14 protein-coding genes are annotated in these 19,212 nt (G+C 62.2%); 5 read left to right on the forward strand and 9 right to left on the reverse strand.

All coding sequences use genetic code 11. The annotated features are described in order from the left end of the window. Nucleotides 1-305 precede the first annotated feature (305 nt). The 3 genes from SGJ19_18370 to SGJ19_18380 all read left to right on the forward strand — a co-directional run bounded on the left by SGJ19_18370 (nucleotide 306) and on the right by SGJ19_18380 (nucleotide 5,815). Nucleotides 306-1,460, forward strand: a complete 1,155-nt coding sequence (locus tag SGJ19_18370; protein MDZ4782216.1) for a DUF4912 domain-containing protein — start codon at nucleotides 306-308, stop codon at nucleotides 1,458-1,460. 200 nt (nucleotides 1,461-1,660) lie between these two features. Then, entirely contained in the window at nucleotides 1,661-3,709 is a 2,049-nt protein-coding gene (locus tag SGJ19_18375) for a VCBS repeat-containing protein (protein ID MDZ4782217.1), read from the forward strand. A gap of 93 nt (nucleotides 3,710-3,802) precedes the next feature. Further along, nucleotides 3,803-5,815, forward strand: coding sequence for an ASPIC/UnbV domain-containing protein (locus SGJ19_18380; protein ID MDZ4782218.1), 2,013 nt, complete (start codon nucleotides 3,803-3,805; stop codon nucleotides 5,813-5,815). Between the two features lie 18 nt (nucleotides 5,816-5,833). Here SGJ19_18380 and SGJ19_18385 read toward each other — a convergent pair whose 3' ends face one another. The 6 genes from SGJ19_18385 to SGJ19_18410 form a co-directional block, all read right to left on the reverse strand. Further along, entirely contained in the window at nucleotides 5,834-6,154 is a 321-nt protein-coding gene (locus SGJ19_18385; GenBank protein ID MDZ4782219.1) for a hypothetical protein, read from the reverse strand. A 36-nt stretch (nucleotides 6,155-6,190) separates the two neighbouring features. Beyond that, nucleotides 6,191-6,460 carry a zinc ribbon domain-containing protein gene (locus tag SGJ19_18390; protein ID MDZ4782220.1) on the reverse strand — a complete coding sequence of 90 codons (270 nt, stop codon included), beginning with the start codon at nucleotides 6,458-6,460 and terminating at the stop codon, nucleotides 6,191-6,193. A gap of 52 nt (nucleotides 6,461-6,512) precedes the next feature. Next, nucleotides 6,513-7,961, reverse strand: a complete 1,449-nt coding sequence (locus SGJ19_18395; protein MDZ4782221.1) for a proton-conducting transporter membrane subunit — start codon at nucleotides 7,959-7,961, stop codon at nucleotides 6,513-6,515. A 4-nt stretch (nucleotides 7,962-7,965) separates the two neighbouring features. Next, nucleotides 7,966-9,342: a proton-conducting transporter membrane subunit gene (locus tag SGJ19_18400; GenBank protein ID MDZ4782222.1), complete on the reverse strand. Its 1,377-nt coding sequence runs from the start codon at nucleotides 9,340-9,342 to the stop codon at nucleotides 7,966-7,968. An 8-nt stretch (nucleotides 9,343-9,350) separates the two neighbouring features. Continuing rightward, nucleotides 9,351-12,557, reverse strand: coding sequence for a DUF2309 domain-containing protein (locus SGJ19_18405; GenBank protein ID MDZ4782223.1), 3,207 nt, complete (start codon nucleotides 12,555-12,557; stop codon nucleotides 9,351-9,353). Nucleotides 12,558-12,654: 97 nt separating this feature from the next. Beyond that, nucleotides 12,655-14,361, reverse strand: a complete 1,707-nt coding sequence (locus SGJ19_18410; GenBank protein MDZ4782224.1) for a SulP family inorganic anion transporter — start codon at nucleotides 14,359-14,361, stop codon at nucleotides 12,655-12,657. 278 nt (nucleotides 14,362-14,639) lie between these two features. On the opposite strand from SGJ19_18410, the gene SGJ19_18415 reads away from it, so the two are divergent. Then, nucleotides 14,640-15,311, forward strand: a complete 672-nt coding sequence (locus SGJ19_18415; protein MDZ4782225.1) for a response regulator transcription factor — start codon at nucleotides 14,640-14,642, stop codon at nucleotides 15,309-15,311. Next, complete coding sequence (locus SGJ19_18420; protein MDZ4782226.1) at nucleotides 15,292-16,806, forward strand: ATP-binding protein; 1,515 nt, start codon at nucleotides 15,292-15,294, stop codon at nucleotides 16,804-16,806. The genes SGJ19_18415 and SGJ19_18420 overlap by 20 nt, the downstream gene beginning before the upstream one ends. Here the strand turns inward: SGJ19_18420 and SGJ19_18425 are convergent. From SGJ19_18425 to SGJ19_18435, 3 genes are read right to left on the reverse strand one after another with little or no spacing between them, the layout of a single operon-like run. Next, complete coding sequence (locus SGJ19_18425; protein MDZ4782227.1) at nucleotides 16,757-17,230, reverse strand: TraR/DksA C4-type zinc finger protein; 474 nt, start codon at nucleotides 17,228-17,230, stop codon at nucleotides 16,757-16,759. The genes SGJ19_18420 and SGJ19_18425 overlap by 50 nt on opposite strands. A gap of 60 nt (nucleotides 17,231-17,290) precedes the next feature. Next, a complete protein-coding gene (gene rsgA, locus SGJ19_18430) occupies nucleotides 17,291-18,679 on the reverse strand; it encodes a ribosome small subunit-dependent GTPase A (protein MDZ4782228.1) in 1,389 nt (462 codons plus the stop codon). After that, a complete protein-coding gene (locus SGJ19_18435; GenBank protein ID MDZ4782229.1) occupies nucleotides 18,660-19,169 on the reverse strand; it encodes a VOC family protein in 510 nt (169 codons plus the stop codon). The genes rsgA and SGJ19_18435 overlap by 20 nt, the downstream gene beginning before the upstream one ends. Nucleotides 19,170-19,212: the final 43 nt, after the last annotated feature.

Consider the following 19,212-nt stretch of genomic DNA (forward strand, 5'->3'; position numbering starts at 1 on the left):
TTCATACCCCCCTTTGCGTTGCAATTGGCAGTAATTTTAGTTACAATCGTCCTGATTGATGTATACGCGCCTCGCGGACTTTTGGCGGTCGAAAACTTTTGTACCTGTCGGATCGTAGTGCTGGGTGTCGGAACGGGCGAGAAGAGGTCTCCGAGCGTGCGTTGGGCAGCGTTTTCGTTGTCTCCTAGGGAAAGGGGGGCGGCGGTTCGTGTGCGGAAAAGTCACGGACGATTCCAGGCAAAATCGTCATGCCATGACCGGCTCAGGCCGTGTCAGCGGCCAGCAATCCGGGGACTTAGCCATTCATGACTGCCGACACACTCGCCCGACAGACGTGTAAAGATCTCGCCCGCATGGCCAAGCAGCGGGGAGTTCCCGGCTGGCACGGGATGCGTAAGGATCAGTTGATCCAGGCCTTGATGAAGGCGGCGCGTAAAAAAGCGACCGCGCGTCGCAATGGCCAGGCGTCCGCCCAGGTCCTTAACCGCCGGCGGATCGACGCCCCAGGCGAAATCGTCCGCAATGGCGACGGCGGCCCCCAGGTGAAACAAAGCGCCCGGCGCGTAGCCGAGCAATTACGTCAACTCCAGGCGGCATCGATCCGTCTTCGCGATCTGGCCACCGGCGCCGACGAGGTGAACGGACATGTGGCGGTTAAGAAAGACCGCCTGACCGTGATGGTCCGCGATCCGTATTGGCTGCACGCCCATTGGGATCTGGCGCGTCCGACCGTGGAGCGCGCTCGCGCCGCGCTGGGTCAGGAATGGCACACCGCCAAGCCGGTGCTGCGGCTGTACGAGGTTTCCGAGCTTTCGGCTACCATGCCCGAATCGGAAACCATGGTCCGCCACATCGAAATTCATGGCGGCGTAAACAACTGGTACATCGACGTCCCGGATCCCCCCAAGTCGTACCGGATGGAAATCGGATATCGCGCGTCTTCGGGAAGGTTCTACAGCCTGGCGCGGAGCAACACCGTGCAGACTCCTCGTCCCGGTTCGAGCGACGCGATCGACCGGAATTGGAGCGACCTGGCGGAAAACGTCGACCGCATTTTCGCGATGAGCGCCGGGTATTCCGGCGAGTCGCCCAACGTGGAATTGCAAGAGTTGCTCGAAGAGCGTTTGCGTCGCCCGATCAGTGCGCCTTTGGTCGGCCGCTTCAGCGCGGGAGTCGAAGGCCTGTTGGGCCGCGACCACGCATTCTATTTCGATCTCGACGCGGAACTTCTGATCTTTGGCGCGACCGAGCCCGGCGCTCGCGTGACCGTTCATGGCGAGCCGGTGAAGCTGCGTCCGGATGGCACGTTCACGATGCGATTCAGCCTGCCGAATTGCCGGCAGGTAATTCCTGCCACCGCTTCCAGCGCCGATGGCCTCGAACAGCGGACGGTTGTGCTGGCCGTGGAACGGAACACGAAGACGATGGAACCCTTGATTCGCGAAGTGAACGAAGCGTAAGTCGGATTGACGTCCCTGCAGCGCATTGACGGCGTGTCGCTCGCCCGCGGAAGGCATTTGACCAACGACAATTCTGTCGTGTCTAATCTCCGGATCAAAGCTGGCCGTTCGGTCGGCGGAGCAGAGTGGCGGTAGTACGAGCGTTCGCTGCCAAGTTCTTTTGCGGCGGCGAACGACTGTGGATCGAGCTAATCTAAATCATGACGCGCCAACGTAATTCTGAGCAAAAAGCCCGGGAGCCTGCGGCAGACACCGCGCCCGCTGGCGGCGTCAGCTTGCGCGCGGTGTTGGGAATTGGGGCGCTACTGTTCGCCTCGCTGGCCGGCGGCAAGTATTGGTTGCTGAGTCGCCCAGCTTCCCAAGCGCCTTTGCCCACGGCCAACGACAAAGGTAAGGCCCCGGCTGCGTCAGCCGAGGCGCCGGCGCCAGTTGCTGTTCCGCCAATCGCTGTCGCTCATTCCGCAGCGGCGCCCACTCCACCGGTTCCGGCCGAGAAGCAGGTCGCGGCCAAGGAAGCCGTGGTCTGTGCGACGACCGATCGCAAGGGTCTGCTCGCCGACGAATTCGCCCGGGTTGATCCCACCGTCGACGGCTGGGATACCGAGGCCTTCTACGACGTCATCAATCCAGAGCTGAAAACGCTGGCGAAGTTGCTCGCGCATCCGGAACAGATGGATGACGCGCAGTTGTCGACGCTGGTCGCGCAGGAATTCACTTCGGCGTCGCTCGTACCCAAGCAATTGGAGTCGGTATTCTCGGCAGGGCAAACGGCCATCCTCCGCGGCGGAGCCTACGGCGAGCCGCCGGAACGTGCGAAAGCGCCAGCGCAGCGCGGTTTCGAGGGCTGGCGCGCCGCGATGCGGGAATTGCTCGAGCCGCTGGCCAAGCTGGGCGAACCGGCGGCCGCGTTCAAGATCTTCAATGTCACAGTCGACGGCGCGGCTGGCGAATGCACAGCGTACTTTCAGGCCACGGCGCGCAACGCGGAACAAGTTACTCAGGTCAACGCCACGGCGTATATCGACTGGCGCCGGCCCGTGGTTGACGGCCCGTGGTTGATTCAATCGATCCGTCTGGCCGACTACGAACGCGCCGAGCAGATCGTCGCGGGCGGGCGACTGTTCAACGATTGCACCGCCTCGGTGTTGGCGAAGACGCCCGGCTATGAAGAGCAAATCCTGCACGGGACCGACTACTGGCGCGGGCGATTTGATTCCTCGATTGAAGTGGATTCGGCGGGGCATCGCGGACTGGCGATCGGCGACGTCAACGGCGATGGCCTCGACGACATCCTGGTGACGGACCTGGGCGGATTGCCGAAGCATCTCTACGTGCAACAGGCCGATGGTACGGTTGTGGACACTGCGGCCGAAGCGGGATTGGATTACCTCGACCGCGTGCGCGGCGCGCTGTTCGTCGATTTCGACAACGACGGCGATCAGGATCTGGCGATGGCCATGGGCAGCACGATCTTGTTTCACGCCAACGACGGCCAGGGCCATTTCACGATCGTGGCGGAGCAGCCGGTGCAGCCGACGCCGCACAGCCTCGCGGCCGCCGACTACGACAACGACGGCGACGTCGATGTGTACGTCTGCAGCTACGGCAATACCTACGAAACCTTCGGCGACACCGCCACGCCGACACCCTGGCATGACGCGAACAACGGCGCGCCGAATACGTTGCTGCGGAATGACAGCGCCTGGAAGTTCAGCGACGCGACCAAGGACGTTGGTCTCGACGAAAACAATCGCAAGTACAGCTTCGCCGCGAGCTGGGAAGATTTCGATAACGACGGCGATCAGGACTTGTTCGTCGCCAACGACTTCGGCCGGAAGAACCTGTACCGCAACGACAACGGCCAGTTCCATGACGTGGCGGCCGAACTCGGCGCGGACGACATCGGCGCCGGCATGTCGGCCGCGTGGGGCGACGTCAACAATGACGGCCTCATGGACCTCTATGCCGGTAACATGTTCTCGTCGGCCGGAAATCGGATCGCGTTTCAACGGCAATTCCGACCCGGAGCGGACCAGCGGACCTTGGCCGAATATCAGCGCACCGCCCGTGGCAACACGTTGTTGGTGAACGACGGACACGGCAAGTTCCAGGATCGCAGCGTGGAAGCGGCGGTGACCTTGGGACGCTGGGCCTGGGGAAGCGTGTTCCTGGATTTCAACAACGACGGCTGGGAAGACATCTTCGTCTCCAACGGTTTCGTGACCGGCCATGTCACGCAGGATTTGTGAAGTTTCAATTGGCGGCGGGTCGCGCTGCAATCACCTACGGAATTCGGCGAGTCCGACGCAGGCTACGTCAAGGCCTTCACGGCGCTCAGCCAAATGCTGCGCGAGGGCTTCTCGCTCTCGGGGCGCGAACGGAAGTGCGTGTTTCTGAACACGCGCGGGAAGCGCTTCGCCTGTGTTTCCGGTATGTCGGGGCTCGATTTCGACGATGACGGCCGCGCCGTGGGTCTGACTGATTGGGATCAGGACGGCGACGTCGATCTGTGGTTGGTGAATCGCAACGCGCCGCGCGTCCGCATGATGCGCAATGACTCGCCAGCTCAGGGACGCTCGTTGACGCTACGGCTCCAAGGCAAGTCGTCGAATCGCGACGCCATCGGCGCTCGCGTGGAAGTCTATTGCCAGAGCGGAACCTCGCCGCGGCTCGCCAAGACGCTCCGCGCCGGCGATGGTTTCTTGAGCCAGAGCAGCAAGTACTTGACGTTCGGCTTGGGAACAGCGGCGGAAATCGAGAAGGTCGTCGTCCACTGGCCTGGTGGCGGAGACGAGACGTTCACGGGTGTCAGCGCCAACGAACGCTATCTGCTGGAGCAAGGGTCGGGCGCCGCGAGGGATTTGCACCTTGCGCCGCGGTCGTTGCGATTGGCGGTCGGCGACGCGAAGCCGTTGCCGGATTCGCAACAAGCGCGGATTGTGGTGAAAAACCACATGCCGATGCCGAACGTCTCGTACGTGGGGCTCGATCAGTTGCCGCACAACTTGAGCGAGAACTACGGCCGTCCGTTGTTCGTCAATCTGTGGGCCACCTGGTGTCAACCTTGCCTGGCCGAGATGCGGGATTTCACCAAGGAAGCGGATCGCCTGCGTTCCGCTGGCGTCGAGGTCCTGGCGCTCAATGTCGATCTCTTATCCGAGGACCGCAATGCCGACCTGACGCCTGGCGCGGAACTGCTGGAGAACTTAAAGTTCCCGTTCCCTGCCGGCGCGCTCACACCGGACGCCGCCGGGACTTTCGAGACGTTCCATCGAGCGTTTCTCAGTTTGCGAACGCCGCTGCCGTTGCCTAGCAGCTTCTTGGTGGCGCCCGACGGTACGGTGCGCAGCATCTACAAGGGGCCCGTCACCGTTGATGAAGTGTTGCAGGACGTCGAGCGCTTAAAGCTACCGACGGCGGAATCGCGTAGTTTCGGCCTGCCGCTCGCCGGGCGCTGGCGCCAACCTCCGGCGCCAAACTCGCCCAAGCCGATTGCGTTCGCCTTTATGCGCGAAGGTTACCTGGACGAGGGCGTCGCTTACGTGACGGCCTATTTCGACGCCTACGAAGCCCGACCGAATTTCGCCAAGTTGGTTCAACTGCCGCAGGTACAAGTCTATCTGTCGGACTTCGCCGCGATGCTGGCGGACATGAATCGACTTAAAGGGGATCGTCCCGGCGTCGTGGCGGCCTACCAGCGCGCGCTGCGTTACCACCCCACATTTGGCGAGGGGCATCGTCAATTGGCGAGCGCCTTGGCCGTCAGCGGCAGCGTGAATGAATCGCTCGTCCACTTTGCAGCCGCGCGTGAGTTGCTGCCCGACAACGCGACGGTCGCGGCCGATTTTGGCGTGGCCTTGGCGATGACCGGGCAGTTGGATCCGGCGATCGCCGAATTCGAAGCGGCCTTGCGGTTACAGGCAGATTATCCCAGCGCCCGAGCCAATCTTGCCAAGGCGCTGAACGTGGCCGGACGTTCCGCGGAGGCAATCGCACAATACCGCGACCTGCTTAGTGTTCACCCACGGGATCGCACTGCCGTCGCGGCACTGGCCTGGCTCTTGGCAACGCATCCGGACGATCGGGTACGGAATGGCGCCGAGGCCCTGGCGATCGTCGAGCCATTGGCCAAGTCCGCGCCGCAGGATGACCCCGTGTTGTTAAATTCGCTGGCGGCCGCGTATGCCGACCTCGGCCGGTTCGACGAAGCGACCGCCACTGTGGAACGTGCCCGCGACGCCGCGACCAAGGCGAAGCAACCGGGATTGGCGCAGGCCTGCGCGCAGCGGCTCGAAGAATACCGCCAGCAGCGCCCGCATCGCGAGCCAGCGGCGCAATTGTCTGGCTCAAAATGAACGTTCGTCGCTCATCTCCTATTCACCGAGTCGGCCCAGGCTGGCGAGGAACTCCGCCATTTCGCCGGCCGCGTGGCTGTTGCCCTGAGTGCGAGCGTGCTCGATGCCGTCACGCAGCGCGGCACGCGCTTCATCGATGCGTGACAGTTTCGCGAGTTGCTGAGCGGACATAAAAAACGCCGGCACGTAGGGCGTGTCCAGCCGCATCAATCCGCGCAGGTGCTCGAGGCTTTCCGCGTGCCGGCCTTCCTTTTCGAGTTCCAGCGCTAAGCCATAGCGCAAGAAGGCGTCGTCAGGGCTATCAGCCAGCAGGGCCTCGATCTTCTCACGGCGCGACACGGCGACTCCCTTCAAGAACGATAGCCATTGCGACCACTACATCCCCATGCAGCCGCCCTGGCCGCATTGTGGAAGTCCGCAACCACCGCCGTGTAACGGTGGTGTGCCAATCGGGAGACTGGAACTTCCCGCGGTGTGCGCGGCAGGGACGCTCAACCGCTTTTCGAGCTTGGAACTACCGCAATCAGGGCATTCCGGTTTTTCCTGGCCGCGCACCAGCAACTCAAAGTCGTGTTCGCAGCCAGGGCAGGTGTATTCGTAGATCGGCATCGCCACTTCCTTGCCACGGAGTCCGTGCTGATTCAATGCACGGCATGGCTCCAGTGTTACGTGCCGCCGATGTCGCGGCAAGGACCAACTATTCCGGCGAGGCGGCCGCAGCCGTGGCGAGCTTTTCCGCCAACTCGTTGGCGTGCAGTTGGGCCGCTCGGCCTTCCAGCAGCTTCGTCGCGGCATGGTGACGCGACTTGACGCCTGGCTGTGGGAACAGTCCGCCGCCGAAGATGATCGCCGCCAGCGTGAGGACGGCGATCCGCTCGCGCCGCCGGGCGGCCAGCGGAACCATCGTGATATGACGGACGCCGGTGAATAGCCGCAGATAAGTCTGCACGATGGCGATGCCGTTCAAGGCGCAGGCACCCACGATCACGGCCCCCACGTACGGATAGGCGATCACGGCGCCGTCGACGAGTAACTCCGTGCCGACAAAGCCGAACGTGCCCGGGAAGCCAACGCACGCCAGACCGGTCGCCAGAAAGCAGACGGCCAGCGACGGGGCGTGTTCGTATAGGCCGTGGTATTCCGTGAGCGACAGCCGGCCCACCCGGGCTTCGACGGCGCGTAACGTCAGACCAAAGCCGGCCAACGACAGCCCCGCCGAAAGCCAGACGCACAAGGCGCCGGTGAGGCCGATGGGCGTCAACATTTCGAGACCGACGAGGACCATCGCCGAGTGGCTCAACAGCAGGTAGCAGAAGTAGCGGCGACCTTCGCGTTGCACGAGCGCCATGCCCGCGGCGTAGACGGCCGTGGCCAACGCGACAAGTCCCATGGCGCGCAACACCCAGTCGGGAGCGATCGGCAGCACCAATCGCACGGCGGCAAACGCGCCCATGATCGGCGTGGCGAAGACCAGCGCGGTGCCGAACGTGGCGTGCTCGAAGAGGTCGGTCACCCAACAATGCAACGGCGCGATACCGGTTCGAATGAAAATCGCAGTCAGCAACGGAACGACCGCCCATAGCGAGTGCAACCGGCCGAGCCCCTCGATCTCGACGACCGCCCAGCCAAAGGCCAGTAGCGCGACGAATGCGCCCATGTGAATCGCGAACACTCGCGTCGGCTTGCCTCGAGCTCGCAACTCCCACAACGGCGGCAGCGTACCGATCGCCAGCAGGGCGATGATGCCCCACGGTTTTGCGCACAGGAGCGTGGCGAGCGTGATAGATTCGGAGACCAAGGTCCAGGCGAACGAAAATCGGCGGATCTTGGTTTTCAGCGTCGCCACCGTGGTGAGCAGGTACACCAGCGCCACCAGCGGTAACAGCGGCGCGTTCAACTCGTCGATTGCCAACACGCTGGGGAATAGCCAGGCTGGCCGGGCCGACAATTGAGCGACGCCGGCGAGGGATTCGCTGTACGAGAAATCGAGCCAGGCGCCCGCGGCCAGCGCCAGAGTGAGGCCGCCGAACAACATAGCCCGCCAGCGCGCGGCTTCCGGCTCGCGCGAGCGCAAGCTGATCACGATCGCCCCGATCAAGGGGACCAGAATCGCCGGCAGCAGCCAGGGGAAATGCAAAGGATTCATCGCGTTATTCCAGCGTCGTCGAGGGACGGAGTTGATCGGATTCGCGCGACGGTTGGCCGGCCAGGAGATCGGTCCAGCGCCGCTCCCAGCCGTCGCAAGCGCGAAACACGTTCAGAAAAGGGCGCGCTACGTAGTCGCTCAGGAACGCGTCGAGATAGCCGCGCTCGAAGGCGAAGCGATACCACCACGCCCGGGCGTGCATCGGCAAAGCGCGTTCCCAAAGGGTCGCGCGGCGCGGCAAGGCATTTCCCATCGCATCTTCCATGACTCGGTAGTCTTGCAGCACCGAGGAAGCCCGCAGAAATTGCAGGGTTCGCAGGCAGGCATGACCGAGAATGTGGACGAGCGCGATGTAGCGAAGTCCGAAGCCAATTTCCGCGACGATGATGCCGACCTGCGTTAGTGATGCGAAGGAAAGCGCGCTCTTGATATCACTTTGCACGCGGCTGGCCAGCGCAGCCAAGAGCGCTGTCGCCAAGCCGAGGACGACCACTACCGCGCAAACGATCGGCGAGGCTTCGAGCACTGGGCTGAACCGGAGCAGCAAAAATGCGCCGAGATGTACCGACAGCGCACCATAAAAAATAGCGCTGGAGGGCGTGGGCCCTTCCATGGCGCGCGGGAGCCAGCCCGAAAAAGGAATCAGCGCCGATTTGCCGGCCGCCGCGGCGACGATTAGTAATCCCACGAGCAATGCTTGAGAACTGGTGAGCGCCGTCTGCCCAAACGGCCAGGGTTCGGCGCCGAGCAGCATGTCAAAGTCGCCATGCCCGTGTAAGTGATGCAACACGACGGACGCCAACAACAATGCGGCGTCGGAGATGCGGTAGACCGTCCAGACGCGCAGTCCGTTGTACACCGGCATCGGGCGTTCCTGAAAGAACGCCACCAACAGCGCGGAGGAAAGGCCGACCAACTCCCAGCCGATGAACAGCGTTTCGATCGTGTCCGACAGCGAGGCGACGACCATGCCGAGAATAAACAGCGCGTACAGCACAAAGAAGCGATGAAAGCCGGGCTCGCGGTGCAGATAACTGTTCGCGAATGCGCCGATCGTTCCGCACAGCAGGAACGAAAGGATCGCAAACGGCACTGACAGTCGGTCGAAGACCAATTTGAGGACGAAATGATAATCGTCCATGGCGACCCAGGCGCCTAGTTCGATAGTGACGTGCCGCGTGCCCGTGACCAGCATCAGGCCCAACATCGTCAGCGAGGCCAACAAGCCGGCGACGACGCACAACTGCACGAGCCGCCCCGTGGCGGATTCGCTCAAGTGGCGCCGCGTCAGGGCCGCCAGGCCGAGCACCAGCGTGAGCAATAATGGCGCTCCGGCGGTGATCGCGCCGAGCGTATGCATGATGAGTTCTGTTCGCGGCATCGTCGCGCCTAGTTGAGGTGGGGTTCGTGGACGCCGTTCGACGACGCGGAATGCGATTCCTGCCGTTCGGAGAATGCCGCGTATTGCGGCGGCCGCGCGTCGTTGGCGGGCTTCGCGATTTGAGCATAGCCCAGATGCTCGCGCCAGCCGCGATACCAATCGGTGCTGGACGGCACGCGGGGCAATTCCGTCTTCTCCGGCTGATATGGCTCGAAACGCCCGTTCTGAAACAACAACACCTGTTCGGAGTCGGGCGCCAAAAGCGCCAATTGCACCCAGCCGTTGCGGATCGTCCGGCCGATGCCTTCGTGGCGTTCCATGATCCCGAGCATCGTCTCGGGCGTGGTTTCGATGATGAACAGCAGCCGCACGGGGTCGTGGATTTCGACCATCTGCCAGGGCAGCCCGGTGCGCAGGTCGCTGGCGGCGCCGTCCATGATTCCCAACAGCGACGTGACATTGTGCGGCAACTTGGTGCCGCATCCCCAGCCGGTGGGATCGACGAAGGAGAAGTAATACTCGAGGTTGATGCCGCCGCAAACGGGCACCGCGGCTTGCATTAAGCGTGTGAGGACCGTGCCCTCCGCGTCGTCCTGAGTGGGGTCGTAGGACGTCAAAAACGCCCGCCGATCCATGTAGAGTCCCAGTGTGCGCGAACGGCGTCCGACGATGCAGAGCGCGTTCGTGGCATGGCCGCATTCTGGTCGGGTTTGCGCCAGATCCTCGGAGCGGGCCTCCACGTGGCGATGGGCAGAGGGGAAATCCATCGTCATCGGCGCCGATTGGAACCGCCGACAACGTTCATGCGCATTGCGTTCACAGGCGGCGTCGATAATCGTCCGCGCGGCGAGGTAATCCTTCTGTCGCGCTTTCGCGAGACGATCGAGATCGTAATACGTGATCGTGTCGTTGCAAGTGTTGTGCAGCCCGCCGACAAAAGCCGTGGTTTCGGCGATTTCGATGCCCCGTTCCGCCAACCTGCGGCGAATGCGCGGATCGTTGAGGATTTCCGCCATGGCCCGGGCGTTCGGCCCGCCGGCGTTGCCGCCGCAGGCGCCGCAATCGTAGGCCGAACGATGCGGGTTGTTCACGCTGGATGAACCGTGCCCGAACAGGAACACGATCGGCGCGAAGTCGGACGTGAGACCGATGTCGCGCAACAGACGTTCGGCGCTGTTGGTCATCTCGTCGACGCTAAAGCCGATTTCACCTTCGTTTGCGCCGGGCGCCAAGCTGGTGCGTTCCACGACAAGTTGCGTATGGTCGGGCGGTCGCACGAAGCTGCCGGCGAGCTTGCGCGTGCGCGCTGCCAGTCGTGGAAACAGCACTCGGGCCACCAGCGGGATTGAAGCGACGACCCCCGCTACGGCCAGCAGCGCTCCGCCGACAAACGTCCGGCTGCCGACGTGGACATGGTGCGAGGCCGCGCCGAGGGCCCGGCGCGTCATGGCGCGGCGACGATGCCGATCTTCTTCGGAGAAAGCCACGTCTTCGATGACCCAGTGCTGCGGTCGAATAATCACCGGGCAGTGCGGTACGAAATGCGCAGCTGCCGCGCCGCGGTAGTACATGGGCACGTTGAAGAAACCGGCCGCTCCGAAGGTCTCCGCGCTGGGCAACAATTCTTCGATGTGCCGGCGGAACGATTCCTCGCGTTCGTCCAAGCAGCAGACGACTTGAAATGTCGCGTTGCGGACGCGCTCGGCGCTCTGTCGGGCGTGCAAGGAGATGGCGTCTAACGTCTGCGTGCGATAGCGCCGCTCGAAGGCCTGATGGAACAAGCGGCGACGATCGAGCGAGGTGAATGACTCGATCTCGCCAATCAGGGCCGTCCAGTCCGATTTGCCTAACTCGTTCAATTCCGCCGGCAGCCAGCCGCGCAGTTGCGCTAACTGAAAGACGAGAAAGGCCCGTTGTTCCACCGACGGGGCATGATGCTTTGCGACTTTGGCGCGGAGAAACTCGCGCAGTCCGCGCAACGAACCGGCATATCCCAGCGTTTCGTGCGCCACGTGGGCGACAGACAGTCGCACCAGCAACAGCCGGATCGCCAGATACTCGATCAACGAGCCTTCCGGAATCGGATGCGCGACGCGGTCGGCGCGGATTTCGACTTCGTGAATCATGCCGGCCCAGCCGCGCAGCGCCAGGAACTCGGCGGAAACGAACGCGTCCCAATCCGCTTCGGCGATGCCGAGTAAATCCAACGACTCGGCGATGGCGCTCAAAGGGTCGACGGCGTCGCGTTCCCAGCGAGCAATCTCGCGCGGCAGCTCGCGCATCCAGAGGTCGGGCGGCCCGCCCGGCGGGCGATACAAGGCGAGAAACGACGCCCAAAGTCCTTGGGATCGCTCCGGCAGTTGCCATTGCGACAGGCCTTGATCGAGAAACGCCGCGCAGAAGCGAATCAACACGTCATGCACGAGTCGATCGGCGTCCACGCCGCTGGCTTCCAGCAACAGGTCGCGATGTCGTACTGGCGAAGCCGGCGTGGCATGCGCGGTCTTCACGCCATGGACGCCGTCGCGGCAGACGCGCCACAGCGCTTGCAGCGCGAACGATTCCCACGTGGCGTCGCTCCAGCGTTCCACGTCCGCGGCGCCAAAGTGTTCGAACAGCCCGCTTAACGCCTGGCGGATGTGGTGTTCGCGGGGCGATTCTTGTTTCGCGGCATGGTTGGCCGAACCGTTGCGGAAGTCGCGCAGAATCCAACGGCGCGTTTCTTGGACGTACCGCTCGCGCGTTCCGGGCGGGAGGTCGGTGCGAAAGCGTTCGAGCGCCTCGGTTTCCGCGATGAACCAGCGCAGTTCCGCCGGTGGCGCGGTCGGCAATGCGTGAGTCATCATGGCGCGGTAGAGTTCCCAACGCGTGCAGCAGCGCGAAACGGTCTCTTCCGCGCGCGGCCCCAACTCCGCCTTCAACACCGCATCGATGTCGGCCAACTCGAAGCGGCCTTGGGCGAGCTTGGTTCGATACGTCTCTTCCGGCAGGTAAGGTTGGCAGCCAAAGACCTGCGAACCGTGCTTCACCGCGTCGTCGAACGGCAGGTCTTCGAAGGCGTGCAGCGTGTTGTGGTGAATGAAGACCGTGATCGGTCCCTGCGCCGGCAACAGATGCGAGGCGTGTTCAATTGCGTGTCGCAGCAACTCGTGGGACACGGCGGATTCCGTCGTGTCGGGCTGCGCCGCCCAGGCGGTGCTCTCGCGCGCACTCATGTTCGGCCTCGCATTCTCTGTGACGTCTCGGTTCCAGAAATACGCCCGCCCGCGCCGCGGGGTGGGCCGCGACGGCGCGGGTCGGGTTCGGCAGCGGTCAGGCGACCGGCGCCGGAGGAGTCGCACTCACGACACGGCGCGAACTTTTGCGCGCCGCATGAGGATGCTTGGAAAGCGGGCGATGATTCTCCAAACCTTCGATGCGCAACGTCAGTCCTTGCTGTTCGAAATCGCGCTCGAGTTCGTGCAATTTTTCCATCACGGTATGATCGACGAGCCGGCACTCAGTCATGTCGACCACCACGTTCTTGTGATGCACGAGGCCGGCGCTAATGACTTGCCGGCGGAAGGGAATCCAGTTGCTGAACACGGCCGAGTAGGAAGCAATGATGCGATAGGTCTCGGGATCATCTTCCACGACTTCCAAATACGGCTTGAACACGCTGCGAACCGGCAGGCCGTTGAGCAGGTGGATCGCCAGCTTCACTGCGATGCCGATCGCGACGCCAGCCAAGAGGTCGATGCCGAGCACGCCGATGATCGTCGACAGGTAGACCACCAACTGCTCGGGGCCGACCTTGAACACGTGGACGAATTCTCGCGGATGGGCCAGGCGGAAGCCCGTGTAAATTAACATCGCCGCCAGCGCCGCCAGCGGAATGCGATGAATCACCATCGGCAAGAACGTCACACAGAGTAAAAGCAACAGCCCATGAAAGAGGTTCGCGTACCGCGTGCGGGCGCCATTGTCGAGATTCGCACGGCTGCGGACGATTTCGGAAATCATCGGCAAGCCGCCGATGAACGAGACGATGAGGTTGCCGACGCCGACCGCCATCAGGTCTTGATTCAGGTTCGTCTTCCGCTTCCAGGGATCGAGTAAATCGATGGCCTTGGTGCTCAGCAACGATTCCAGGCTGCCGATCAACGCGTACATGGTGATCCAGTACCAGGCGAAGCCATGCTGGAGCGCCGAGAAATCGGGCATGGCGATCGACTGGAAGATGGCGAACACCTGCGGCTTGACGTCGACCAGGTTTTTTTCGCCTACGCTGAACAGGTGATTCTGAAACGTGTAAGTGTGTTGGTGCGTGAGATCGAAGTACATACCCAGCGGAATCGCCACGAGCACCACGATCAACTGTCCCGGCAACATCTGTACGAACCTGTTCTTGATCAGCGGCTTGCCGAACAGGATTAAGAGGCTAATCGCGCCAATGAGCGCGATCTCCGGATTGAGGTTCATCAACACATGCGGCAGTTCACCAATCAGCTCCAGCGGCTCTTTAGGAAGCGTTTCAGTGTATCCCGCCGCAACGGGAATCTGCTTGGCCATGATGATCACGCCAATGGCGGCCAACATGCCGTGAACCGTCGTGGTGGGAAAGAACTCGCCGAGCACGCCGGTTCGCAATAACGCGAAGACGATTTGAATCGCCGCCGCGACGACGCCGACCGCCAGCGCCATGCGGTAGGCCGCCGCGGCGTCGACGCCGAGATCGTTTTGGAACTGCGTCACGCAACCAACCGCGATCACGATCAGTCCGGCGGCCGGACCTTTGATCGTCAGTTCCGAGTTGCTCAGAAACGCGCCGACGATGCCGCCGACGATCGCCGTGAACACGCCCGCCATCGGCGGATACCCTGAGGCGATCGAAATCGCCAGGCACAACGGCAGGGCGATCAGGAACACCAGGAACCCGGAGAGCAAGTCGTACCGGATGTACCTGGTCAGATTGCCGAGCGTGCCGTGAGGAATCTCCTCAGTCACAGGCGAGCGCGGCGCGGAATTAGCCTCGGTCATAGTCAGGGCTTCTCAGAAAGAGGTTCAGGCAAGTGGCGGCGAGGCAGGGAAACGTGTGTGAGTTGACCAATTCCGCCAAGTCGGCCGATGTGCGTCACTCGCACATCCACATTTCATCGGTCAAGGCTAAACTCGATACGCAGCCGCGTCCAAGGGCGGTCGGATTAAAAGAACTTAATCTAGCCCTGTCGTGGCCTCATCACGGGGCCTCTGCTACCCTTACAGCAGTGCATCGAAAGCCGGTTGCCTGCGAAACGAAAGTGCGTGGAATGGTTGCGATGAACATTCTCGTCGTGGAAGATGAAAAAGTGCTCGGGAAGGCGTTGTTGCGCGGCTTGCAAGAATCCGGGCACGAATGCGTGTGGTCGCAAAACGGCGCGGAAGGATTGCAACTTGCGCGACAAGGTTCGTTCGACGCGATTGTGCTCGACTTGATGTTGCCCGATGAACACGGACTGAACATCCTGGCCGCGTTGCGCGACACAGGCGACGCCACTCCGGTGTTGATTTTGACGGCGCTCGGCTCAGTAGATGATCGCGTCTGCGGGCTCGATAGCGGCGCCGACGACTATCTCACCAAGCCCTTCGCGTTTCCGGAATTGCTGGCGCGGTTGAACGCGCTCTCGCGCCGCGCCGTGACGCGCCCGGCCCTGGCTTTTTCGATCGGCCCGTTGCAACTCGATCTGACGACCCGGCGCGTGACCCGTGAGGGAAACGAACTGGAACTTTCGCCGACGGAATTCAGCATCCTCGGCTTTCTGATGCGACATGGCGGCCAGGTCGTCACACGGAAGATGCTCAATGAGCACCTCTGGGGCGAGGACTGGGGCGGCATGACCAACGTGATCGACGTGCACATCAACCACCTGCGACGTAAAATCGATCGCGGGTATGATGCGCCGTTGATTCACACGGTCCGGGGCCGCGGCTATGTTCTTCGAGAAATTTAATCAGGCGCGTCGCACGCTCCGCTTCCGCCTGATGGCGTGGAACGCCTTCGTGATCGTGCTCACGGCTTCCGTGACGCTCCTGGGGCTCCGGGCCGGCGTGCGGTTAGCGATCGTGAACGAGATCGACGGCGTGCTGATCGAAGACGTGCGCGAAATTGAGTTCGCGTTGGACGACGCGGGCGCCACGGCCGAGGGAATCCGGGCCGCCGCGACTAGCGGCGCTACTGGCCAGGTTGCAGCGTTGCTCGCCACGCTGGAACGTAAGGATCGAGGGCATGAACAGCATGGCTGGTTCGCACAGCTCTTCGACGGGGAAGGCAACTTGGTTTGGGCGAGTGAACATGCGCCGACCGAGGTATCCGCGCTACTAAGAACGCGCGATATGACGCCGACGAACGTGAGTGACTTCCGCGTAGTCCAAAATCGCCGCAAGTCGAACGAAAACTCGCTGTTGCTGGTGCAAGTAGGCTCCCTCTCAACTTTCGTTGCGCGCGACATGGCCCGCATTGATCGTCTCGTCGCCATCTGCGTCGGCTTCGTGCTCGTGCTCGGCCCCGCGATCGGCTATTGGCTCGCCGGGCGCGCAATCGATCCGCTTGCGGAGATCATTCACACGACGGCGCGGCTGCGCCCGACGAAACTCGATGAACGGTTGGTGGAGCACCGCACGGGCGATGAATTGGATCAACTCGCGCGCACGATTAACGGCTTCTTAAACCGCATCGCCGCGTACTTGGAAAAACGGCGCGATTTCCTCGCCAACGCCGCGCACGAGTTGCGCACGCCGTTGGCGGCGATTCGCAGCACGGCCGAGGTTTCTTTAGGCGCGGAGCGCAGCGTCGAGGAGTATCAGGAACTGCTCGTCGAGGTCATCGACGAATGTTCGCTGTTGGAAAGCCTGGTCAATCAGCTCTTGTTGTTGGCGGAGACCGAAAGCGATCGGCTGCGGATTCATGGCGAACGCGTCGATCTGAGTTCGGTCGCGGCGAAGGCCGTCGGCATGTTTCAGGCTGTGGCGGAAACGAAGGATATCGTTTTCTCCGCCAAGCTGGAGCCGGAACTGACCGTGGAAGGCAACTCGCATCACTTGCGGCAGGTGGTGAACAATCTGATCGACAATGCGCTCAAATTCACGCCCGCCGGCGGGCAAGTGACGGTGCGGCTGCGTGCGGAACACGAGCATGTGATATTCGCGGTGCGCGACAGCGGCCCGGGCATTCCGGAAGCCGACCTGCCGCAGATTTTCGAGCGATTCTTTCGCGGCGATCGCTCGCATTCGCACGAAGGCGAACGGCGGGGCACGGGACTCGGACTTTCGATCTGCCAGGCCGTCGTGCAAGCGCACGGTGGCGACATTGCCGTGGAAACGCAGGCGGGCCGCGGCGCCACGTTCATTGTGCGCATTCCGCTGGCGCCGGTGCTGGTCGATCGTGGCGAAGCGGCCGTCAACGACGGCAACGCGGCCCTTGCGAGCAAACCGACTGATACCGCGTGATGCCCGAACCGCCGGACAGCCGCAGAATCATCGGCGAGCCGCAGCGCGGGCAATACTCCGTGGGGCCCGCCAATTCGCCACGGTCCAGTTTCGCCTGGCACGTCGCGCAGAACTTGCCGTCGGGAAAGACTTCCAGTCGCTCGGCTGGAATCATCGCGCCGCAGGCTTCACACGGGATCGGATCCCCCCAAAGTTCGGCGTCGTCATCGCGCGCGAGCTCGAAGACGAGCCCGAGCGCACTGCATTCCGAACACGGCAATCTCCCGGCGGCGGAACGGATCAATTCCAGCAACGTCGCGTCATCGGGCACTTCACGCGTCAGCATGCCGATCGCCCGCAAGCGGGCGACGACTTGATCGCGATTCTCGACGCTGCCCCACGGACAGCGCCGGCAGGTCCACTCGACGCTCAGTGGTGCTTTCATGAGAAGTTGTCCAACACAGCGAATGCGATATCGCAGGAACTTGTCAGCTGTTGAATTCCATCACTGCACTTCACGAATTCGACGCTTATCCTTCAGGACAGACTTAAAAAAGCGCCCCATTTTCCGATCGCGTTCACGACGTTCTGCCAACGATCTTGAGTTGTGCGCTTGCTCCGCGTCAAGCTTCTGAAAGCTGGCGACGCGCCGCGGATCAAGCTCGCCAGACTCAATCGCGGCTATGACGGCGCAGCCTGCCACCCCGTCATGACTGCAATTGCTGAAGCGACAGCCCGCGGCAATTCGGACGACATCCTCAAACACGTCCAGCAGGCCGTCTTCGCACGCCGGCAATTGAAGTTCTCGGATCCCCGGGTTATCCACCAGGATCCCACCGCTGGGCAACAGATGGAGCGAGCGTGTCGTTGTGGTATGTCGTCCCTTGCCGTCTTTGTCGCGAATCTCAGCTGTCGCCAGACTGCCTACGCCGAGGGAGTTTGCCAGCGTGGACTTTCCCACGCCAGATGAACCCAACAACGCCACGGTTTGTCCCGGTCCGCACCAGGCTTTGAGTACTTCGACCTGAGACGACTGGCGCGCGTCAAGTGTTTCAACCAATAGTCCGGCGTGGACCTGCTCAACCTGTCGACGCAATGTTGCGAAGTCGCTACAAAGATCCACCTTGGTCAAAACCACCACAGGAGTCGCGCCAGCTTGAATCGTCAGGGCCAGAAACCTTTCGATACGCGATAGACTGAAGTCCTCATTGCAAGAACTGACGATGAAAAACGTGTCGACATTCGCCGCGATCACCTGCGGCTTCACTTCCTCGCCGGACGCTTTGCGGTAGAACAATGTTTGCCGCTCCAAGCGCTGGATCGCTCGGTGGTCCGCCGCCGTTAGCACGAGCCAATCCCCAACGGCGATTTCTCCGGCAGATTCCGCCAGCTGGGCTGGGATACGAAACTCACCAGCCGCGCCCAGTAAGAGTACCTGGCTTCCATAGTGAGCGGATACGCGGGCAACGACGACAGTCCCGGACGCCGCTGGAGGGACTTGCAGCTCAAAAAACGGCTTCCATCCGATCGCCCGTAGCCGGTGGTTGTCCATTCGCCTGATCCTTAAACGGTGTGTGGTGCGGACACCGCCCAGTCCCCAGAGGTTCGCGCTCTCAGGGCTTGTCTCAGATTGAAAACACGAATCGGGCGCCGCTGACGTACGGTCGGCCAGTGGCACTCCCATGCCGAATTTGTTCTCACACAGAGCTGAGTGCTTCGTCAAAACCTGGCATTCGGCTGACTTGAAAGCGTGGGTGGCTGGGGTCGCGCGTACTCGCTCGCCCCCAGCGCGCTTGACCTGGGGGCGCATGAGTACATTCGACCCCAGCCACCCCCGAATCTTGATGCCCCGAACTCCTAGTCTTGACGGAGCGCTAGTTCTCAGACGCGACATTCAACCGCGCGCGACACGCCGCCTCGATGGCAGCGACGTCAATCTTCGTCATCCGCATCATCGCTTCGAATGCGCGATTGGCGACTGCTGCATCTGGATGGGTAACCGCTTTGGTCAGGGCGATCGGCGTAATCTGCCAGGACAATCCCCACTTGTCTTTACACCAGCCGCAGGCGCTCTCTTGGCCGCCGTTGCCGACGATCGCGTTCCAGTAACGATCCGTTTCGGCCTGGTCCGAGGTCGCGACCTGAAACGAGAACGCTTCGTTGTGCTTGAACGCGGGACCACCGTTGAGTCCGAGACAGGGAATGCCCATCACGGTGAACTCCACGGTCAACACATCTCCCTGCTTGCCCGACGGATAGTCTCCCGGCGCGAGATGCACGGCATCGACGGACGAATCGGGGAAAGTCTCGGCGTAAAACTTCGCCGCTGCTTCGGCGTCGCCATTGAACCAAAGACAGATCGTGTTCTTAGCTGGCTTCGCCATTTTGCTTCTCCCAGGAGTTGAGCTGACTGAAGGTGGTGTAAAA

It is taken from the genome of Planctomycetia bacterium, assembly GCA_034440135.1.
GTDB lineage: Bacteria > Planctomycetota > Planctomycetia > Pirellulales > JALHLM01 > JALHLM01.

Excerpts from the sequence above, each read along its gene's own strand:
- SGJ19_18435 (MDZ4782229.1), bottom strand. The coding sequence starts at position 19,169 with ATGGCGAAGCCAGCTAAGAACACGATCTGTCTTTGGTTCAATGGCGAC.
- SGJ19_18400 (MDZ4782222.1), bottom strand. The coding sequence starts at position 9,342 with ATGCCGCGAACAGAACTCATCATGCATACGCTCGGCGCGATCACCGCC.
- SGJ19_18405 (MDZ4782223.1), bottom strand. The coding sequence starts at position 12,557 with ATGAGTGCGCGCGAGAGCACCGCCTGGGCGGCGCAGCCCGACACGACG.
- SGJ19_18370 (MDZ4782216.1), top strand. The coding sequence starts at position 306 with ATGACTGCCGACACACTCGCCCGACAGACGTGTAAAGATCTCGCCCGC.
- SGJ19_18410 (MDZ4782224.1), bottom strand. The coding sequence starts at position 14,361 with ATGACCGAGGCTAATTCCGCGCCGCGCTCGCCTGTGACTGAGGAGATT.
- SGJ19_18420 (MDZ4782226.1), top strand. The coding sequence starts at position 15,292 with ATGTTCTTCGAGAAATTTAATCAGGCGCGTCGCACGCTCCGCTTCCGC.
- SGJ19_18415 (MDZ4782225.1), top strand. The coding sequence starts at position 14,640 with ATGAACATTCTCGTCGTGGAAGATGAAAAAGTGCTCGGGAAGGCGTTG.
- SGJ19_18380 (MDZ4782218.1), top strand. The coding sequence starts at position 3,803 with ATGCTGCGCGAGGGCTTCTCGCTCTCGGGGCGCGAACGGAAGTGCGTG.
- SGJ19_18425 (MDZ4782227.1), bottom strand. The coding sequence starts at position 17,230 with ATGAAAGCACCACTGAGCGTCGAGTGGACCTGCCGGCGCTGTCCGTGG.
- rsgA (MDZ4782228.1), bottom strand. The coding sequence starts at position 18,679 with ATGTCGCGTCTGAGAACTAGCGCTCCGTCAAGACTAGGAGTTCGGGGC.
- SGJ19_18395 (MDZ4782221.1), bottom strand. The coding sequence starts at position 7,961 with ATGAATCCTTTGCATTTCCCCTGGCTGCTGCCGGCGATTCTGGTCCCC.
- SGJ19_18375 (MDZ4782217.1), top strand. The coding sequence starts at position 1,661 with ATGACGCGCCAACGTAATTCTGAGCAAAAAGCCCGGGAGCCTGCGGCA.